Raw genomic sequence first — 19,881 nt, 5'->3', positions numbered from 1 at the left:
TAATGGATCACTCTATTCTCTGTGGAGGCACGGACCAAGATGAGCATACCGGTTGAAACAAAACCAAACCAGGTGGAACAAGGCGCGCGCCTGCCGCGCATGGGGGAAATTAACCCCCTGATCGCGCCCTACCAAAAAGCCAATGACCGCCGGGCGCTGTGGGAATTGGCGAATACGCTGATCCCGTATGCTGCTCTGTGGGCGGTGATGGTGTGGAGCCTGAAAGTTTCCTATGCGCTGACCCTGCTGCTGGCCGTTCTGGCGGCGGGCTTTTTGGTGCGCATTTTCATCTTCTTCCACGACTGCGGGCACAATTCGTTTTTCAGCTCCACCACCTGGAACAAGCGCGTGGGTTTTTGGCTGGGGCTGCTGGTGTTTACCCCCAGCGAACACTGGTGGCACGAACACGCTGTGCACCACGCCACCAGCAGCAATTTGGATAAGCGCGGGCGGGGGGATGTGACCACGCTGACGGTGGAGGAGTATCAGAAGATGGGGCGCATGGGGCGGCTGGGCTACCGCCTGTTCCGCAACCCGCTGGTCATGTTTGGCCTGGGGCCGATTTACATGTTCGTGATCAGCCACCGCTTTTGGCGGCCGGGCAGCGGCAGCAAGGAACGCAACAATGTGATTCTGGCCAATCTGGTGTTGGCGGCGCTGATCGCCGGGATGAGCTGGTGGATCGGTTGGAAAGCCTTTGTGATGATTCAACTGCCGGTGCTGTGGCTGGGGGGTATGGTCGGTATCTGGATGTTTTACGTGCAGCACCAATACGAGGACATGTATTGGGCGCGCAGCGGACGCTGGGACTATGTGGCGTCGGCATTGGCGGGGGCTTCTTTTTACGATCTGCCCAAAGTGCTGCGCTGGTTTACCGGCAATATCGGCTACCATCACATTCACCACCTCAGCCCGCGCATCCCGGAGTACCAGTTGGCGGCGTGCTATGAGAATGTGGCACTGATGCAAAAATTTGCTAAACGCCTGGACATCCGCGCCAGCCTGCGGACGGTGAAACTGGCCTTGTGGGATGAGGCGCGCGGCAGGATGGTGGGCTTTTCAGAGGCGGCAAAATCTTAGGCGTGCGTTTGGATTAAGAATCCCGCAGCCGCCCCCCGAACAATGGAGGGCGGCTGTTTTAGGGGAGAAGGAATAGCTTTTGGGAAAAAAGACGAAGGCTAGTCGGAGGCAGCTGCGCTGACGGGGACCAGAGGGGCGGTGTTTTGCTCTTCCATCGTCATGATGGCGGGGATGGTGAAGGCCAGCAGGCCCATGATCATGCAGGCCGCGCCGCTGACCCAGAACCAGGTGCGGATGCCGAGCAGATCCGAAAGCGGCCCGGCCAGCAGCATGGAGAGAGGAACCATGGCGGAGCAGCCCGCGCCCATGAGGGTGAAAACGCGCCCCTGCATTTCGGGGGCCACCCGCGCCTGCATGAGGGCCATGAGCGGGCCGTTGGTGATGGGGTTCATGAAGCCGGTGAGGGCCATGCCGAACAACGCCAGGGGGAAAAGGGCGGAGGGGGCCAGGCCAACAATCAAAATACCAGCACCCAGGCCGACAATGCCCAGCAGAGAGGTGACCACCTTCTTACGGAAGCCGCCCCATACCCCCAGCAGCAAGCCGCCCACCACCACGCCCAGGCCGCTGGCGGATTCGATCCAGCCCAGTTCCACCGCGCCGCCGTTGAAGTGCTTGGTGATCAGCAGGGGGGTGAGGGCGCCGGTGGGGGTGAGCATGAAGTTGAGAAAGGTGGCCATGAGGATGACCGCCATGAGTCCGGGCCAGGCGCGCACGTAGCGGATCCCCACGGATACATCCGCAAGCACACTGCGCGGGGTGACCGGCGAAGTGTCACTCTGGGCGGGTTGGGGGATGGCCACCAGGGAGACCGTGAACACGGCCAGGGCGGCGGTGACGATATCTACCATCAAGACGAAGTGCATGGGCAGCCAGGCTAACATGAGGGCCCCCAGGGGCGGCCCAACGATATTCAGCGCGCCGCGGGCGGCCTGGTTGATGCCGCTGATGCGCGACAGGTGTTCATCGGGGACCATCAGGGCGGTGGAGGCCTGGAAGGTGGGGAAGTGGAAGGTGCCGGCCAGCGAGCGCAGGAAGAGAGCGATCAGAATGTGCCAGGTTTGAATGATTCCCAGCCAAAAGAGCACCACCAGTCCCAATGTGACCAGGGCCACGCTGCCGTCGGAGATCATCAGCACCTTACGGCGGTTCCAGCGGTCTACCAGCGCGCCGACAAAGGGGCCGAGCACGATTTCGGGAACAAAACCCACCAGGGTGGCCATGGCCAGGATGGTGGCGGAGCCAGTTTTTTCGGTGAGATACCAGATGAGGGCAAACTGCACCAGGATGGAGCCCAGGATCGAGAACAGCTGCCCGAACCAGATGGTGAAATAGGGGCGCTGCCAGTTTTTCGAAAGAGCGGTTGAAGAAGCCATGTGATTACTCCAATACAAAGCTGATCCGCAGCGCAGGCGCTGGGAGTGAGAGGGGGTGGATTGAAGGACTGGGGGTGGGTTTGGACGGTTATTCGATGAAGACTTCTACATGCTCGCCGTCTTGCTCGTCATACACGTCCACGATTTGCCCGACTTCGCCGGATTCGATGTAGGCTGTGAGCTGCGACATATCCATGCCGTCCACTTCGGGAGCAAAGCGCATGCCCATTTTCATACCGGCTTTGATCATGCTGGTGGGCAGGCGCACGTTCACGCGCACCTTGCCGGTGTCGGTGTCGGTGACGCGCACGCGCAGCCAGCGGTTGCGGCGGTCTCCGGCGTAGGGTGGGATGGGCGCAGCGGGGGGGTTGGCCTTGCGCTCTGCGGCGACATCCAGCGCAGCCAGCAGTTCGGCGGCGTCTTCCGCGCTGATTTTGCCATCTTTTACCATTTGCAGCACTTTTAATCGTTCTTCTGCGAGGGTCACAGCAGCCTCCTTTGAGGGTTATTCTTCTTTTTTGCCGCGCAGCATGCGCTGGGCTTCTGCCAGCGAAATGACGCCTTGATCGAGGTCTTCCAGAATGCGGCGGCGGTCTTCGGCGGTGAGGCGCGCCGGGGGATCTTCGCGGCCCGGTTCAAAACCCAGGGTTTTGAGGACTTCGTTCAGGCGGTTGCGCAGGGTGGGGTAAGATAAATTCAGCTCGCGTTCCAGGGCGGTGAAACGGCCTTCGCAGCGGATGAAGCTGACCAGGAATTGGAGCTGTTCGGGTGAGAGCCGGCCAAAGGGGTTGACCGCCGGGCTGAAATGACCGTCAATGGTGGTGTCGCAATGCGGGCAGTACAGGCGGGTCACGGTGATCGGCTCAGAGCAAACAGGGCATTTTTCGGGTTGTTGGTACATCGTCCCTCCCAAAACAGCAGGATTTTCAGAATCCTAAAGGTGTGTTTGTGATCTTTAAACAGATTATAGCGCAATTATTGAAAATGTCAATATCTATTTTTGAAATTATAAAGAAAACACCTGAGAATACTTGAATATTCTCAGGTGTTCTTTAGGAAATCAAAAAAGGGGATTTGTATGGGACTCAGGCGGGCAGGCGCAGTTCTGCGCGCAGGAACCATTTGCCTTTGCGGTCCGCGGCGTCCTGGGGGGCGCGGTCGTAGTAGATCTCAAAAGCGCGCTGATCTGCGCTGCGCACGCGGAAGAAGTAACGCCCTACCCCCCACGACCCCACTCGCTGAGCGCGCTCGGCATGTTCGGGGCGCATGTTGCGGGCCATGCGACCGCGGCGGCGGTTATCCACCCACTCGGCCAAACATTCGGCCACGGTGTAGGTTTGGCCGCGCCAGATGAAGTGCTGGGGGCAGGTGGGCTTTTTTTCCAGCAGGGGTGGGGAATCAAAACCCGCCTGGATGGGTTCATCGATAAAAGAAATAGGGATCAGATCCATAGGCGCCTTCTGGCGTAATTCTACCAGAAGAGGCGCGGTTGGTGGGTGGGGCGGCGGCCAGCCAGGAGGATGAATGGGGCGGCGCGTTCGATGGGGATGCCCAGGGCGCGCAGGTCTTCAGGCTGCACCAGGCGGTGGCGGCGGCGGGCGGCGATGAGGGCGCGGGCGCGCTGCGGGCCGATGCCCGGCACGCGCAGCAGCTGATGATAATCGGCGCGGTTCAGTTCCAGGGGGGATTCGGCCAGATGGCGCAGCGCCCAGGCCTGTTTGGGATCGGTGTTGAGGGGCAGGGCGCCGCTGGGGGTGAGGGGAAAATCCTCGGCCTGGAAGCCGTAATCGCGCAGCAGGAAGGAGGCCTGGTAGAGACGGTGCACGCGCCAGGGGTTTTCTGGGGGGTTATTTTCCAGGGGGGTTCCGCGAATCGGCGAGAAGCCCGCGTAGTACACCCGAGTCAGCCGCAGGCGGCGGATGAGGTGTTCTGAGGCGCGCAGCAGGTCGCTGTCGGATGCGCCGTCGGGCGTGACCACAAATTGCGTGGTGGAAGACGGCATGTGCTGGTTCCAGCCGAAGCTGGGTGAAAGGGATGCGCGCAGCTGCTCCACGCGCTGCAAGGGGGCCAGCAGCTCTTCCATGAGGATTTTCTGAGGGGCCAGACGGGCCAGGGCTGCGCTGGTGGGGGCTTCCAGGTTGACCGACAGGCGGTCAGCCAACTGTAAAGCGCGCTCCACCTGGGCTTCCTGGGCGCCGGGCATGAGCTTGAGGTGCAGATAGCCGCGGAAGGCGTATTTCTCGCGCAGGATGGCGGCTGTGTCGAGCAGCTGATCCTGGGTGCGCACCCCGCCGCCTGCCACGCCCGAGCTGAGGAACAACCCTTCCACCACGCCCGCCTGCCACAGTGTATGGAAGGCTTCGGCCATCTGTTCGGGTTTAAAGGTGTGGCGGCGGAAATCTCGCCCGGCGCGAAAAGCGCAGTAGTAACAGTTGCGCTCGCAGGCCGAGGTCAGCACGGTTTTGAGGATGGGCACGCGCTTTCCCCCCGGCAGGGCGGCCATATGCACGGGCAGTTCCACCGGACAGGCGCGATTCGCGGGGGCTAACGCGGCGGAATCGTCATCTTCCACCGCCATGTAAGTATCGAGTTCTTGGAGCTGCTGAAGGGCGTCCATACCTCGATTATAGAACTAGCATTCTATTTTTGTCAATAGGCCATCCGGCCAGTTGGGGCTGGCGAGGGTGGGGGATTAATCTCTGGGGTCGGTGGTGGGAGCCTGGCGCTGGGCTGGCGAGGCGCTTTTGACGAGTTTTTCGCGCAGTTCGGTCAGCTCATGGTGTACACGCTGGAACTCGGCGTTGATCTCGCTGTTTTGGGCCAGGAAGGGGATGAGGTTGACGGATTCGGGCGGTTCGCGCATGGCCACCATCGCCATATTCTCCATGTGGGCCAGCAGATCAGAAAAGGTCAGCGCGCCCATGTTGCCGCTGCTGGATTTGAGGGTGTGGGCCACCACGTTGACGCGTTTCCAGTCGCGGCTGATGAGGGCTGTGTTCATATCATCCAGCGAGGGGGGCGTGTTGATGAGGAAGATGTCAATGACGGAGGCAAAGGCGGAGGGGTCGCCGATGGCGTAGATCCATTCGTTGACGGTCTTATCATCAATGGCTGACGAGGCAGGGCCGGAGGGCTGGGCGATGATGGGCTCTTCGGCCGGAAGCTCGGGCAATTCGCTGCTGTCGCGGCTGGGGCGGCTGGCTACCAGGGCTTTCACCAGATCCTGCACATGCACCGGCTTGCTGAGGTAGTCGTTCATACCCGCCTGGAGGTAGCGTTCGCGGTCGCCGGGAAGGGCGTGGGCGGTGAGGGCGATGATGTAGGGCTGGCGGTCGGAATCAATGTCGTTGCGGATGCGCCAGGCGGTTTCTTCGCCGTCCATGATGGGCATCTGGTCGTCCATGAGCACCACATCGTAGCCGATGTCGCGCACCATCTGATAGGCTTCTTCGCCGTTATTGGCAAATTCGGCTTTGTAGCCGAGCTTTTTCAAGATAAGATCGGTGACCTTTTGGTTGACAGGGTTGTCCTCGGCTACCAGGATGCGCAGGGGGTAACGGTCGCTGAGGGAGACGTCAATTTCGGTTTCAGCGTTTTGATCCATCTGCGATTTGAAGGAAGAATCACAGGTGGTACGGTAGAGCGCGTCATACAGCTGAGAGCGTTTCAGCGGCTTTTTTAGGGTCAGCACCGTGAGGTTCTGGGTGTTTTGCGGTGGGCGGTGGGTGATGAAGAGCAGCAAAATCTGCGGCAGGCCGCGCGCCGCGGGGATCTTGCGCAGGTCGCGCCAGAAGTCTTCCAGGGGGCGATCCTCCGGCGGGAGGTCCACGATGAAGACATCAAAGGGCAGGTTGTGTTTGGGTTTGGCAGCAGTGCGCAGGGTGGCCAGCGCCTCGGCGCAGGAAGGCACCGTGGTCAGGATCAGGCCCCAATGACTGCTGTAGCGTTCCAGGATCTGCACATTGATGCTGCTGGCAGAGAGCAGCAGGGCGTGTTTTCCGCGCAGTTCGGAAAGCTCGTTGCGCAGCGAGAGGGGGCGGGTGCCCAGCGCCACGGTGGCCTGGAGGGTGGCGTGGAAGTGGGAGCCTTTGCCGGAGATGCCCTCCGATTCCACCCACAAACTGCCGCCCATACGCTCACAGAGTTGTTTACTGATGACCAGCCCCAGGCCGGTGCCGCCGTAGCGGCGGGTGGTGGAAGATTCCAACTGGTTAAAGGGCTGGAAGAGCCGGTCAATTTTCTCGCGGGCGATGCCGATGCCGGTGTCGCTGACGGTGAAATGCAGCTCAAACGCCGGGCCGACGGCTGCCCCTGGGATGGAGGTCAGTTCAGCGCCCTGGAAGGCGGTGGCGGATTCGATGCGGCGGGCCTGCACGGTGACGAGCACGTGCCCGGCCTCGGTGAATTTGACGGCGTTGTTGAGCAAATTGATGAGGATCTGGCGCAGGCGGTTGCTGTCGGCGATGATGTAATCGGGGACGCCGGTCTCGATGAAATAGGTCAGCTCCAGGTGCTTTTGGGCGGCCATGGGGGCGACGATATCGAGGGTTTCCTCCACGCAGCGGGTCAGGTCGAAGGAGGTCAGATCCAATTCCAGCTTGCCGGCTTCGATTTTGGAGAAGTCGAGAATGTCGTTGATGATGTTGAGCAGGGCCTCGCCGGAGGTGTTGATGATGTCAAGGTAGGCGCGCTGTTCGGAACTGAGCGGTGTATCCAGCAGCAGATTAGCCATGCCCAATACGCCGTTCATGGGCGTGCGGATCTCGTGGCTCATGCTGGCCAGGAATTCCGATTTGGCCTGGGCGGCTTTTTCCGCCTGCAGGCGGGCTTCCCTCATCTCGCGGAAGAGGCGGGCGCGCTCCAGCGCCACAGAGAGGTAATCAGCAAAAATGCGGGCGAGGTGGGCGTGTTCGGGCGTGAAGAAATCCAGGGCGCTCGAATCCAGGGCCATGATGCCGATAGGCTGGTCTTGCAGCATGAGGGGCACGCCCAGCCAGGAGCGGATGCGCGAATTTTCGAACTGGACGAAACTGGGATAGGTACCGGAAATATCCGAGAGGATGATGGGGCGCAGCTGTGAAAGCACCACCGCCCCAGGGTTGTTGTCATCGGCGAGAAAGCGCAGGCCGATGATTTCTTCAGGCCGGGCAAAACCGCGTGTATCCACAATTTCCAAATGGCCGTCTTTAAGGAGCTGGATGGAGGCGGAATCAAAGGGGATGAGGCGCTGCAGCTCTTCGAGAATGATGTGAATGGACTGCCCCTGTTCAACGGACGAGACCAAGCCTGCCACAGCGTGGCGCAGGGTTTCGGCCTCAATCACGCGCCGTTGGCTGTCTTCCAGCAGACGGACGTTTTCCACCGCCACAGCCAACTGGCTGCCGATGGCGGTGAGCAGGGTCAGGTCGTTATCATCATAGAGGTGAGGGCGGGTGTAACTGTGCACACCGAGGACGCCGATGACCTGATTGGCGCTGATGAGGGGCACACCCAGCCAGGAACTGGAGGATTGGCCAGTGCTCAGGATTTCGTTGGCCTTGAAGAAGGCTTGAAAATCTTCATGGGTGTGAAACACCAGGGGGGTACGGGTGCGCAGGATGTAGCCGACCAGGCCCGTGCGCAGTTTGTAGCGCTGTGAGGGGATGCGCTGGCCTTCGCGGATATCCAAAATATATTCCCATTCTTCTTGTTCGGGGTCGTAGAGGGCTACGAAGAAGTTTTCCGCGTCCACCAGACGGCCCACCTGGGCGTAGAAGCTTTCCAACAGCTCCGGAAGCCCTCCCAACGAAGCCAGGGAATGGCCGATGTGGGAGACGATGGAATTGAGCAGGGTCCAGGCTTCGTTGATCTTTTTGCCGGTCGAAAGGCTGGTTTGCAGCTTGCGGTTGGTTTTTTCCAGGCGTTCTTTGGCTTTTTGCAGCTCTTCCAGGGTCTTGCGGCTTTCGGTGATGTCGCGCGCCACCCAGAAAACTTGCTCTTTGCCAAAGGGGGAAATGGTGGCGGAAAACCAGCAGGGGCCGGCGTTGACTTCCAGGAAGTATTCTGTGTTGACCGTCTCGCCGGTGTCCAGGGCCCGATGGATGTAATTGTTCATTTCCAGGGCCAGATCGGGGGGCAGGACTTCATGAATGGTCTTGCCCAGCAGGTCATCGGGGGGGCGGACCAGCAGGGAGGGTTGGGTGGGGGCGATTTTAACGTAGCGGCCTTCGCGGTCCAGCACCAAAACCACATCGGTCATGGCGGCGAAGAGCGCGCTCAATTCCTCTTCGCGAGAGTAGCGTTCGGTGATGTCGTGCAGGAGCAGCAGGAAATTGTCGGCAGTCTGCTGGCCCTCGGCGACGCGGCGCAGGGAGACCTCCAAAAAGCGCTGGTTCACCGCCAACTGGGTTTGCGCTTCATCCTGAGCTGTGCGGGCCGTTTGGCAGAAGGTCAGCAGCGCGGGCTGCTGCGCCAGGGCCTGCGCGAGAGGCATGCCCAGGGCAGCCTGCTGATCCAGTTGAAGGAGTTCGGCGGCGCTGCGGTTGATATCCAAAATTTCATCCTGCCCATTCAGCAGCAGGATACCGTCGCGCAAGTGTTCCAGCAGGGTGTCTCGGGCGGAAGGCAGAAAGCCGAGGATGTTCATGCGGCTGAAAGCCCAGGCAATGACCAGGGCGGTAAAGAAGAAGCTAAAGGGGGTCCAGTCCATCTGCGGGCCGGGGAAGACGCCCAGGAGGTTCAAGCCAATCGCCAGGATGGGGGGCAGCGCGCCGAGGACGATGGCAATATTGATGGGGCGGGATTTGAGCGGCAGCAGGCGCAGGCGGAAGGAGATCAGCGCCAGGCCGCCGATGAGCGTCAGGGCTTCAACAGCCGTGAAGAGATAGTAGCCCACAGCGGGCTGCAGGGCGCGGTACACAAAGCCCTGGTAGGTCTGCACGGCTTCTGAGCTGAAGTAGGCGCGGTGCAGGGGGTTAGTGAGCAGGGCTGCGTAGGCCAGAGTCAAGGCAACGGCAGCCAGCCGCCGGTGGGTGCGGTGGAGCAAATGCTGGCTGTCGGTCACAAAGACCACCAGGCTGCCCCAGGCGATGAGCGCCAGGATGACCGCCAGGGTTTGCACACGCAGCCAGAATTGGATAAGGGCCGGATTCGCGCTGTTCAGTTCCAGAACATAGGCGAGGGTATACCCCAGCATGCTCGCCGATAGCGCCAGGAGCAGCCGGGCCGGTATGAGACTCCGTTTCCGCCAGGTGTACACCACCAGACCGATGAGGAGCCCTACCGAGGGGAGCAGAAGGAGACTGAGAGGGTTCATCTGCATGGTTTTCGCCGTGATTGAATGGTTCCCTCCATGAGATTATGATAGTATAGGTTGAAGATATAAGCAAGACAAAGATCCAACCTTCCCAAATCTGCAAAGCAATTGAAAACCCACACAGGAGCAACCCCATGAGTCTTTTTGATGAAATTGTGCAGCCTACCCTGCTATTGGATGAAGCCGCGGCGCGGGCCAATATTGCGCGGGCGGCGGGCAAAGCCAAACGGTTGGGCCTGCGCTTTCGGCCGCATTTTAAGACCCACCAATCGGCTGAGATGGGCGAATGGTTCCGGCCCGAAGGGGTGAAGGCCATCACCGCTTCTTCGCTGGAGATGGCGGAGTACTTTGCCGCGGCGGGTTGGAAGGATATCACCATCGCCTTTCCGGCCAATGTGCGCCAGATTCCGCAGATGGACGCCCTGGCGGAACGGGTGAGTTTGGGGCTGCTGGCGGAATCGGTGGAGACGGTTGAGGCTTTGGAAAAGGGCTTGCAGCACGGCGCAGACCTGTGGATCAAGGTGGATGTGGGCGGGCACCGCACGGGTGTGGATTGGACCCAGGTGGAACAGGCCGCGGCTGTGGCGCGCGCGGCGCGGGCTGGGCGCCATTTGCGCCTGCGGGGCCTGCTGACTCATGCCGGGCACACCTACGCCGAACGGGGTGGGGCGGCCGTGCGGCAGGTGTATGACGAAAGCGTGGCGCGCATCCTCAGCGTGCGCCAGGCGCTGGCGGGGCTGGGCCTGGGCGATTTGGAAATTTCGGTGGGGGACACCCCTTCGGTCAGTTTGGTGGAAGATTTGGGGCCGGTGAATGAGATTCGCCCCGGGAACTTTGTACTGTATGACGCCATGCAGTTGGCGCAGATCGAAGCCTGCCGCGCAGAAGATGTGGCGGCGGCGCTGGCCTGCCCGGTGGTGGCGCTGCACCCGCAGCGCAGCGAAGCGGTGATCTACGGCGGGGCCATTCACCTGTCAAAGGATACCTTCCAATACGGTGAGGCGCGCGCTTTTGGCCTGGTGTGCCTGCCGGAGGGCGAGCGCTGGGGGGCGCCGCTGGCGGGGGCGTATGTGCGCGGGCTTTCGCAGGAGCACGGCATCCTGCGCATGGACGCGGAAGACCTGTCCCGGCTGCGGGTGGGGGATGTGGTGTGCATCCTTCCGGCCCATTCCTGCCTGACGGTGCAGGTGATGCGGCGTTACCGCACATTGGACGGGCGCTGGGTGGATACGCTGAATCATTAGCCGGATTTCCGGCTGAGGATGGGTGAATCAAAAAAAGCGGCGCGCCGGAACACTCCGGCGCGCCGCTTTGCGTTAGCCATCTCAGGGGAGGAGGGGTGGGGTGAGGACGGTCAGCGGCACAGGGGTGAAGGTGAGGACGAAAATCACCAGGGCCAAAATGGCCAGGGCTTTGCGGCGCGGGTCCAGGGGGGTGATCTGATCCAGCGGCTCGGCGTAGGAGCGGCCCAGGAAGAAGATCAACACGAACCACAGGAACCAGCCCGACCAGACGAAGCCCATGAGCGCCAGGAAGACGAGGATGATGGGGCGCAGGCGCTGGGCCACGGACTTGCCGAAGAGCACGTAGATCATGTGCCCGCCGTCCAGTTGACCAGCGGGGATGAGGTTGAGGCCGGTGACCAGCAGACCCGCCCAACCCGCCCAGGCCACGCCGGAGAGCATCACATCCGTGCCGCCGTAAGGAAAGGGGCGCGCGGTGAAGAAATAGCGCAGCCAGTACAGCACCGGGGAAAACCCTTCGTAGGATGGGGGGGCGGGAAGCAGCTGACCGAAGGCTAGATATTTAAAGAGCAGGTAAAGCAGCGAGTTGCCTTCCATCTGCATGGCTCCGTCTGCCGGGATGGAGACGGGCAAAGCGGATACGCTGGAGAGCCGCAGGCCGATGTACAAAACCGGCAGGGCCACCACCAAACCAGCCAGCGGCCCGGCGATGCCGATATCCAGCAGGGCGCGGCGGTTTTTGGGGTGGTCTTTCATATTGATGAAAGCGCCCAGGGTGCCGAAGGGGCTGAAGGGGAAGGGGATGAAATAGGGCAGGGTGACGTGGGCGCCGTGGTAGCGGCCGGCAAAATAGTGGCCCAGTTCATGCGCGCCGAGGATGAGGATCATGCTGAGGGCGAAAGGCCAGCCGTTGCGGATGAATACCAGCAGGGCGGGCAGCCATTCAGCGGGCAGAGCATCCTGCAGACCGTAGAGGCCGCCGGTGAGCAGCACGCTGAAGAGGGTGAGGATGAACAGGATGAGGTTGATGCGCGGGTTCGAAGGGGTGGGGACGGCCTGGCTGGCGGTGAGCAGAATGACGTGGCGGTCGCCGTCCCAGCGGAAGAGGGGGGTGACGGCATGGGGGCGCAGGGATTCGGCCAGGCGGTCATAGGCGGCGGCTGAGTCGGAATCCAGCAGATGCCCGCGGTAACGCACGAGAAATTCATCGCGGGAGGAGCCCAGGGTGATGTCTTCGATATGAAAAACGCGCCGAACCAGCGCGTCGAACTGGGTGTAACGGTCGATGAGGGGCAGGGTATCCAAAGAAACCTCCAACCAAATAAACAGCAGGCGGGAATGGATGGGAGTCGAACCCACCGCGGCCCGCAACGCGACCCGCCACCGGTTTTGAAGACCGGGGAACCCACCGGGATCCATCCACTCCCACCGATAAGGATACCGCAGCGGGGGTGATTTGGCAAGGAAAAGAGAAAGGTTGACAAAAGGGGATAAAATCACTATACTTACTCTTATAACCCTGCCCCCCTGGGGGGGGTATCCCCAACAGGGAGAAAGGCGAGGTCAAAATGCACGATACCGAAGGCGTGATCTTGCGGTTGAAAACCGCGGAAGGACATTTGCGGGGCATCCAGCGCATGGTGGAAGAGGATGCCTACTGCATTGACGTGATCCGCCAAATTCAGGCGGTGCAGGCGGCCTTAAACAAGGTCAGCACCCAGATTTTGGACGAACATTTAAACTCCTGCCTGGTGACTGCGGTGCAGGGGGATGACCCTGCGGAGCGTCAGCGGGTGCTGAAAGAGATTGCAGAAGTTTTTGAAGCCGCCACACGCGTGTAGGCGGTCCCACATTTACCATCAGGAGAAACAAGCATGACAACTGTGACCTATTCCATCCCGAATATTTCCTGCAAGCACTGTGTCCACACCATTCAGAGCGAAGTGAGCGAGCTGGCTGGGGTGACCCAGGTGACGGCCAACGCCGACAGCAAAACCGCGGTGATCACCTTTGACGCCCCGGCGACCGAGGCGCAAATCCGCGCGCTGCTGGCGGAGATCAACTACCCGGCAGCGGAATAACCTTTAGCAAGAAACTTTATCGGTAGGCAAGGGGAGCGGCCGCTGGCTGCTCCCCCCGCCAGAAAGCGAACGGAAACAACATGGCAGAGAAGCAAATCACACTCCCGATCACCGGCATGACCTGCGCCAACTGTGTGGCCACGGTGGAGCGCAGCTTAAAGAAGGTTCAGGGGGTCGAATCGGCGATGGTGAATCTGTCGTCCGAACGGGCGACGGTGGTGTTTGACCCCGAACTGGCGGGCTTGGGTGATTTGTTGGGCCGGGTGGAGCGCGCCGGTTACGGTGTGGCTGCGGGCGAGGCGGATTTGATCATCCGGCGCATGAGCGACGACAGCGATGCGCGCCGCCTGGAGAAGGCTCTGGCGAGTTTGGAGGGCGTTTTGGACGCCCAGGTGAGCTACGCCAGCGAAAAGGCGCGGGTGCGCTACATTCCCACCCTGGTGTCGCAGAGCGAACTGCGCCGTGCGGTGGCGGGGGCCGGGTTTGAGGCCGTCGAGAGCGGGGGCACGGGAGAGGACGCCGAGGCCAAAGCCCGCCAGGCAGAAATTGATCAGCAGCGCCGCCTGCTGACGGTGGGGCTGATCTTCACCGTGCCGCTGTTCGTGCTGGCCATGAGCGGCGATTTTGGGCTGCTGCCCATGAGCATCAGCCATAGCAGTTGGATCCGCTGGGTGATGCTGGCGATGGCGGCTCCGGTGCAGTTCTATGTGGGGCGGCAGTATTATGAAGGCGCGTTTAAGGCGCTGCGCAACGGAGCCGCCAACATGGATGTACTCGTGGCGCTGGGATCTTCGGCAGCCTTTTTCTACTCGCTGCCGGTGACCTTTGGGTGGATCGGCGGGCATGTTTACTATGAAACCGCCGCGGTGATTTTGACCCTGATCAAGATCGGTAAACTGCTGGAAGCGCGCGCCAAAGGCCGCACCAGCGAGGCGATTAAGAAATTGATGGGCCTGCAGGCCAAGACGGCGCGGGTAGTGCGCGGCGGCGAAGAGCTGGACGTGGCCGTGGAAGACGTTCGTGTGGGCGATCTGGTATTGGTGCGCCCCGGTGAGAAGGTGCCCGTGGACGGCGTGGTGGTGGACGGCCGCACCCAGGTGGATGAATCCATGCTGACCGGCGAATCGCTGCCGGTGGAGAAGGGGCCGGGGGACGCCGTGACGGGGGCCACGCTGAACAAGGTGGGTCTGATCCGCTTTGAGGCCACGCGCATTGGCAAAGAGACCGCCCTGGCGCAGATTGTGCGCCTGGTGGAAGAAGCCCAGGGCAGCAAGGCCCCGGTGCAGAAGCTGGTGGATCAGATTTCGGCGGTGTTTGTGCCGGTGGTGATTGTGCTGGCGCTGCTGACCTTCGCGGGCTGGCTGCTGTGGGGGCCGCCGCTGGCAGTCAACGCGGATGTGAGCCCTTTCACGCGCGCGCTGATCAACATGGTGGCCGTGCTGGTGATCGCCTGCCCCTGCGCGATGGGTCTGGCGACCCCCACGGCGGTGATGGTGGGCACGGGGCGGGGCGCGGAGATGGGCATTTTGCTGAAATCCAGCGAGGCGCTGGAGCGGGCCGGGCGCATCTCGATGGTGGTGCTGGACAAAACCGGAACCATCACCCGCGGGCAGCCGGCTGTGACGGATGTGATCCTTGCACCGAGCTTTGCAGGGGACGAGGACGAGCTGCTGCGGTTGGCGGCCTCGGTGGAAAAAGGCAGCGAACACCCGCTGGGCGAGGCGATTGTGGCCGAGGCGGGCCAACGTGAGCTGAAACTGGCCGACCCCAGCGGTTTTCAGGCCGAGGTGGGGCAGGGCGTGCGCGCTGAGGTGGAAGGCCGCCGGGTGCGGGTGGGCAGCCTGCGCATGGCCGAAAACAGCGGATTGGCATTGGGCGAGATGGCGGAACGCGCGCGGCAGCTTCAGAATGAAGCCAAGACCGCGGTGGTGGTGATGGTGGATGAGACCGCCGCCGGGGTGATCGGCATCGCCGACGTGACCAAAGAAGGCTCCAGCGAGGCGATTGCCCAACTGCACCGCATGGGCTTGCAGGTGGCCATGATCACCGGCGACAACTGCCAGACGGCGGAGGCCATTGGGCGGCAGGTGGGTGTGGACCGCGTGTTGGCCGAGGTGCTGCCCGGCGACAAGGCGGCTGAGATCGCCAAGCTGCAGGCGGCGGGGCAGGTGGTGGCCATGGTGGGGGACGGCATCAACGACGCCCCGGCGCTGGCACAGGCGGACGTGGGCATGGCGATTGGCACGGGCACGGATGTGGCTATGGCTACGGCGCCAGTGGTGCTGATGAGCGGTGATTTGCGCGGTGTGCCGCGGGCGGTGCAGCTTTCGCGCAAGACCCTGCGGGTGATCCGTGAGAATTTGTTCTGGGCGTTCTTTTACAACGTGCTGCTCATCCCTGCGGCGGCCTTTGGGCTGCTGGTTCCGGCGCTGGCCGCGGCGGCGATGGCTTTCAGCAGTGTGTTTGTGGTCAGCAACAGCTTGCGGCTGCGCAAGATGAAACTTTAGAGCGAGGATTAAGGGTAGAAGGTGAAGCCTATGTTGAATTTGAAACGCGGTTTGGCAGCAACACTGCTGGGTGCGGCCCTGCTGGGGTTGTTGGCGGGGTGCAGCGGCAGCGCGGGGGGCGGCTCGTTTGCCAACATCCCCGCGGGGATGGGGTACGCCGAGGGAGCGGAGATTTACTTTGCCCACCTGGAAGCTTCGGACGCGGGTGTGGCGGAGAAATTGACAGCCATGATGCAGTCGCCTGTCCTGCTGGTGCCTTCCCTGGCGCAAATCCCGGCGGAATACCTGGCCACTGTGTACGTTTTTGAAAACGGCGTTTCGGGCAGCGGACCCTTTGGCTTTCAGGCGGATGTATTCAACGCCCCGCCCGGCAGCCCGGACTATACCCCCCTGCGCAAGCTGGTAGTGGTGCGCTGGGAAGAGGGGGCTAAGGCGCGCGTGCTGAAATCCGTTCAAGAGGTGGAGGCCGCCCAGGCCGCGGGTGAAGTGCAAGTGAGCGAGCCGGGGGTGGTGATCAACATGCCCTTCATCACCTGGGAAGGCGGCAAGCGCTGAGCGCCGTTTGGAGCAGAAGTTAGCGCAGAGCCTGCGTTAGCGACTTAATGGTAGATTACCGGTATGTTTTCTGCTGAAACCCGGCGGCCCGCGAGGGCTGCCGGGAATTTTCTTCCGGCGCTGGATGCGCGCTGAAAAGGCATGGGGTATAATCGCAGCATATGAAGGCCGCGCAAGACCCGAACCAGATGGAAATCACGGAGCATTTAACCGACATCCGCACTCGGCTGCTGCGGTTTTTGGCCTGGATGGTGGTGGGGGTGGCGGCCAGCCTGTTTATTGCCGAGCCGGCTGCACACTTTTTGGCCAGACCGGTGGGCGGGCTGGAGACCCTGGCTTCCATTGACGTCACCGAAAACCTGAGCGTGTTCATGCGCATCGTCCTGCTGGGCGCCTTTACCCTGGCCTTGCCCTGGGGCGTGGGTGAAATTTTGGGGTTTTTCGCACCGGGGCTGACCGCCAAAGAGAAGCGCTGGGTGTGGGTGATCATCCCGCTGGCGCTGGTGCTGTTCGTGGGTGGGGTGGCGTTTGCCTACCTGGTGATGCTGCCCGCAGCCCTGGAGGTGCTGCTGAAGTTTATGGGCATTGAGACCCGCCCGCGTCCGGCCAGTTATTTTTCTTTTATCACCAACCTGATGTTTTGGGTGGGCATCGCTTTTGAGACACCCCTGGCGGTGATGTTCCTGGCGCGCTTCCGCATTGTGCGAGCGGGAACGCTGCTGCGCGGGTGGCGCGTGGCGATTGTGGTGATTGCGGTGCTGGCGGCGGTGGTGACGCCCACCGGTGACCCGGTGAACATGGCGATTTTGATGCTGCCGCTGACGGTGCTGTATGGGATCAGCATCGGCCTGGCGGCCCTGGTGCAGCCGCGCGCGCCCAAACCCCCCAGGCCCCCCAAACCGGCGCGGCGCAGATGGTTTGGCCGCAAGAAAACAGACAAAGTGGACAACGGCGGTATAATTAATAAAAAGGAGTGAACAATGCCTTTCCGATTAGATTGGCCGGAACTGTTGGTGGTGCTGGTGATTGTCCTGCTGGTGTTTGGGGTGGGGCGCATCACGAAAATTGCCAGCGAATTGGGCTCGGGGATCCGCGCTTTCCGCAAGGGACTGCGCGAAGATGACGAGAAGAAGAACGACGACGAGACCAAACCGCAGCCGTAACCTGAGCGGGGCCAGGGGGCTTGCCCTGGGCGGCTGGGAATAGACTCATGGAATTCTTGAACGTCGGCTTCACCGAACTGCTGCTGATTGCCATTGTGGTGATGGTGGTTTTTGGCCCGGAAAGAACGCGCGAGGGGATGCGCTGGGCGGCGCGTCAGTATACGCGCTTTACCAAATCGGCCACATGGCGAGAACTGCGCGCGTGGTGGGAAGAGATGCGCGAAATGCCCTACGACCTGATGCGCGAGGCCAACCTGGAGCAGCAGAAAACCGATCTGGATCAGTTGGAGTATGTTCCGGCCGCAGACACCGATGAGCTTCAGCGCTCCATGCTGAATGAGGATGCGATGGCGCGCCTGGGAGGTAAAGAAGGCTACCGGGGCCGTTCGGTGCCCACCGCCTTTGCGGGGCCTCCGGGAACCTGGGTGGACTCGGCCGAGCCGGGGGGGAGTAAATGGGCGCAGCCGGAGGATGCGCCAGAAAGCGGCAGCCCGCCGGACCCCGCGGAGAAAGCCGAGGACTGAGCGGGCTGGTGAAACCCAGGGGGCTTTTGCTTGTATTAATTGTCTAATTCTGCTATATTTTTTATAAACATTAAGGGGTTGAAAGGGCCGCCGCCGTCCTCAATGGCGGTGTTATTTTATATCGGCTGAACGGCGATTGAAACCATCTTGCACGGACGATTCAATGACACGAATGCGGCCTCCAATTCCCCATCTTCATCGTCGAGGGCTGCAAATGTTGGGATCGTCCGGTTTCCAGAATTGCGCAGCGCGGGGGGATAAGCTGCCTAGACGAGGAGGAGAAGGATGAGAACGCACAGAAGTTTTTGGATGGTGTGTGTGATGTTGGCGCTGATGGTGAGCGCCTGCGGCGGGCAGCCCACCCCGGCGGCCAGTCCCAGCGAAAGCGGGGCAGGCACAGCCGCTGCCCCGGCCGAGCAGAAAAGTCCGGCGGTGGTGCGCGTGGGCTGGGCGGGCAGCCCCGACACGCTGAACCCGGCTGCGGCCCTGCTGAGCGAGTCGTTCGTGATCTACGAACTGGCTTACAGCGCCCTGCTGGATTTGGAGTTGGACGGCGAATATTCCCCCGATCTGGCGGAAAGCTGGACGCACAGCGAGGACGGCCTGGTGTGGACGTTTAAGCTGGTGCCCAACACCAAATTCCACGACGGAACGCCGTTGACGGCCAAAGACGTGGTCTTTTCGTTTAATTTCTATAAAGACCACGAGGATTTCCCCTACATGACCGGCTACACCACGGCCTTTGAATCGGTGGAAGCGCCGGACGACACCACCGTGGTGCTGACCCTGAACGAAGCCATCCCCAACCTGTTCAGCCAGATTGTGTTCCTATATATCCTGCCGGAGCATATTTGGAAGGATCACACCGAGGGCGCAGCCGCGACTGAATTTGAGAACCTGGAGCTGATCGGTTCCGGGCCGTTCAAACTGAAGCAATACGCCCAGGGCGAATTTGTGCATCTGGAGGCCAACCGCGATTTCTACCGCACCGGTCCCAAGGTGGATGAGGTGGTGTTCCAAACCTTCTCCAATCTCGACGCCCTGGTGCAGGCGATCAAGACCGGCCAGGTGGATATGATCACCGAGATGCCCAACACGGCGGTGGCCACGCTGCGCAACGCGGAGAATGTGACCGTGGTGACGGGCGCGCCCCTGGCCCCGGATGTGACGGATATCATCCTTAACCAGGCGGGCGGCGATAACTGCCCCACAGATGAGGGCGGGGTGTGCAGCGGACACCCGGCTTTGGCCGACCGCAACGTGCGGTTGGCGCTGGCCCATGCCACCAACAAGCAGGAGCTGATTGACATCATCCTGCTGGGTCTGGGCACGCCGGGGCTGACCCTGATCCCCGACAGCCTGGGGACCTGGTATAACGACAAGATCGCGGATTACCCCTTTGACCTGGTCAAGGCCAACCAGATTTTAGAGGACGCCGGTTATAAAGACAGCAACGGCGACGGGGTGCGCGAGATGCCGGATGGTTCGCGCGATTTGACCTTCCGTTTGAATTGGCCCAGCGACAGCACGGTGGCCCCGCGCCTGGCGGAGCTTTTGGGCAAGACCTGGGGGCAGATCGGCGTCAAGCTGGAGATGCAGGCCCTGGATCCGGATGCGCTGACTTCCATCTGCTGCCCGGCTTTTGATTACGACATCCTCATCTGGGGCTGGGGCTCGGATCCCGATCCCAGCTTCCTGCTGAGCGTCATGCTGACGGATCAAATTCCCACGGGCATGAGCGAGACGGGCTATTCTAACCCCGAATTTGACGATCTCTTCATTCAGCAGTCCCGAGAGTTGGACCCCGCCAAGCGCCAAGAGATCGTTTGGAAGATGCAGGAAATTTTGCATGAGGATGTGGTCTACATTGTGCCGTTTTATTCCAAGGCGGTGCAGGCCTACCGCACAGACCGCTTTAAGGGCTGGATTGTAGACCAGCCCAAACTGGCCCTGGATGATGTGACCTCCTTGATGGTGGTGGAACCGGTGCGTTAGGACGGCAGGCCGGCGAGAACCGCAGCTACAGGCACAGGGGGCGGGTGTACAGCCCCCTGTGC

17 protein-coding genes and 1 tRNA gene are annotated in these 19,881 nt (G+C 61.4%); 10 read left to right on the top strand and 8 right to left on the bottom strand.

What is annotated here, in order from left to right:
* The first annotated feature begins 39 nt into the window (after positions 1–39).
* Complete coding sequence (locus tag ADN01_RS14240) at positions 40–1,080, top strand: fatty acid desaturase (RefSeq protein WP_201778688.1); 1,041 nt, start codon at positions 40–42, stop codon at positions 1,078–1,080.
* A gap of 98 nt (positions 1,081–1,178) precedes the next feature.
* Here the strand turns inward: ADN01_RS14240 and ADN01_RS14235 are convergent, their stop codons facing one another.
* The 6 genes from ADN01_RS14235 to ADN01_RS14210 form a co-directional block, all read right to left on the bottom strand.
* The gene (locus ADN01_RS14235) at positions 1,179–2,456 is read right to left on the bottom strand and encodes an MFS transporter (protein WP_062417802.1); all 1,278 of its coding nucleotides are present in this window, start codon (positions 2,454–2,456) and stop codon (positions 1,179–1,181) included.
* 88 nt (positions 2,457–2,544) lie between these two features.
* Complete coding sequence (locus tag ADN01_RS14230; RefSeq protein ID WP_062417803.1) at positions 2,545–2,943, bottom strand: SHOCT-like domain-containing protein; 399 nt, start codon at positions 2,941–2,943, stop codon at positions 2,545–2,547.
* An 18-nt stretch (positions 2,944–2,961) separates the two neighbouring features.
* Complete coding sequence (locus ADN01_RS14225) at positions 2,962–3,357, bottom strand: DUF2089 domain-containing protein (RefSeq protein WP_062417804.1); 396 nt, start codon at positions 3,355–3,357, stop codon at positions 2,962–2,964.
* A gap of 184 nt (positions 3,358–3,541) precedes the next feature.
* Positions 3,542–3,907 carry a DUF6504 family protein gene (locus ADN01_RS14220; RefSeq protein WP_062417805.1) on the bottom strand — a complete coding sequence of 122 codons (366 nt, stop codon included), beginning with the start codon at positions 3,905–3,907 and terminating at the stop codon, positions 3,542–3,544.
* A 20-nt stretch (positions 3,908–3,927) separates the two neighbouring features.
* Positions 3,928–5,073 carry a radical SAM protein gene (locus ADN01_RS14215; protein WP_062417806.1) on the bottom strand — a complete coding sequence of 382 codons (1,146 nt, stop codon included), beginning with the start codon at positions 5,071–5,073 and terminating at the stop codon, positions 3,928–3,930.
* Positions 5,074–5,148: 75 nt separating this feature from the next.
* Complete coding sequence (locus ADN01_RS14210) at positions 5,149–9,756, bottom strand: GAF domain-containing protein (protein ID WP_062417807.1); 4,608 nt, start codon at positions 9,754–9,756, stop codon at positions 5,149–5,151.
* Between the two features lie 128 nt (positions 9,757–9,884).
* Here ADN01_RS14210 and ADN01_RS14205 point away from each other — a divergent pair, with 128 nt between their 5' ends.
* A complete protein-coding gene (locus ADN01_RS14205; protein ID WP_062417808.1) occupies positions 9,885–10,994 on the top strand; it encodes an alanine racemase in 1,110 nt (369 codons plus the stop codon).
* A gap of 81 nt (positions 10,995–11,075) precedes the next feature.
* Here ADN01_RS14205 and ADN01_RS14200 read toward each other — a convergent pair whose 3' ends face one another.
* On the bottom strand, positions 11,076–12,299 hold the full coding sequence (locus ADN01_RS14200; protein ID WP_152974025.1) for a site-2 protease family protein: 1,224 nt from the start codon (positions 12,297–12,299) through the stop codon (positions 11,076–11,078).
* 28 nt (positions 12,300–12,327) lie between these two features.
* A tRNA-Sec gene (locus ADN01_RS19350) sits at positions 12,328–12,421 on the bottom strand.
* Between the two features lie 141 nt (positions 12,422–12,562).
* Between ADN01_RS19350 and ADN01_RS14195 the strand changes: the two genes are divergently transcribed.
* The 8 genes from ADN01_RS14195 to ADN01_RS14160 all read left to right on the top strand — a co-directional run bounded on the left by ADN01_RS14195 (position 12,563) and on the right by ADN01_RS14160 (position 19,819).
* On the top strand, positions 12,563–12,835 hold the full coding sequence (locus tag ADN01_RS14195) for a metal-sensitive transcriptional regulator (protein ID WP_062417810.1): 273 nt from the start codon (positions 12,563–12,565) through the stop codon (positions 12,833–12,835).
* A 33-nt stretch (positions 12,836–12,868) separates the two neighbouring features.
* A complete protein-coding gene (locus ADN01_RS14190; RefSeq protein ID WP_062417811.1) occupies positions 12,869–13,075 on the top strand; it encodes a heavy-metal-associated domain-containing protein in 207 nt (68 codons plus the stop codon).
* An 80-nt stretch (positions 13,076–13,155) separates the two neighbouring features.
* On the top strand, positions 13,156–15,582 hold the full coding sequence (locus tag ADN01_RS14185; protein WP_062417812.1) for a heavy metal translocating P-type ATPase: 2,427 nt from the start codon (positions 13,156–13,158) through the stop codon (positions 15,580–15,582).
* A gap of 30 nt (positions 15,583–15,612) precedes the next feature.
* On the top strand, positions 15,613–16,137 hold the full coding sequence (locus ADN01_RS14180) for a DUF7482 domain-containing protein (protein ID WP_113918846.1): 525 nt from the start codon (positions 15,613–15,615) through the stop codon (positions 16,135–16,137).
* Between the two features lie 161 nt (positions 16,138–16,298).
* On the top strand, positions 16,299–17,114 hold the full coding sequence (tatC, locus tag ADN01_RS14175) for a twin-arginine translocase subunit TatC (RefSeq protein ID WP_062417813.1): 816 nt from the start codon (positions 16,299–16,301) through the stop codon (positions 17,112–17,114).
* 3 nt (positions 17,115–17,117) lie between these two features.
* Positions 17,118–17,300: a twin-arginine translocase TatA/TatE family subunit gene (gene tatA / locus ADN01_RS14170; RefSeq protein ID WP_062417814.1), complete on the top strand. Its 183-nt coding sequence runs from the start codon at positions 17,118–17,120 to the stop codon at positions 17,298–17,300.
* A gap of 47 nt (positions 17,301–17,347) precedes the next feature.
* Complete coding sequence (locus ADN01_RS14165; RefSeq protein WP_062417815.1) at positions 17,348–17,824, top strand: Sec-independent protein translocase subunit TatA/TatB; 477 nt, start codon at positions 17,348–17,350, stop codon at positions 17,822–17,824.
* Between the two features lie 285 nt (positions 17,825–18,109).
* Complete coding sequence (locus ADN01_RS14160) at positions 18,110–19,819, top strand: ABC transporter substrate-binding protein (protein ID WP_082142714.1); 1,710 nt, start codon at positions 18,110–18,112, stop codon at positions 19,817–19,819.
* Positions 19,820–19,881: the final 62 nt, after the last annotated feature.

Source organism: Levilinea saccharolytica (assembly GCF_001306035.1).
In the GTDB taxonomy this organism is placed as follows: Bacteria; Chloroflexota; Anaerolineae; order Anaerolineales; family Anaerolineaceae; genus Levilinea; species Levilinea saccharolytica.
The sequence above is the reverse complement of the archived record's forward strand: the minus strand, read 5'-3'. Positions and strand labels throughout refer to the sequence as shown.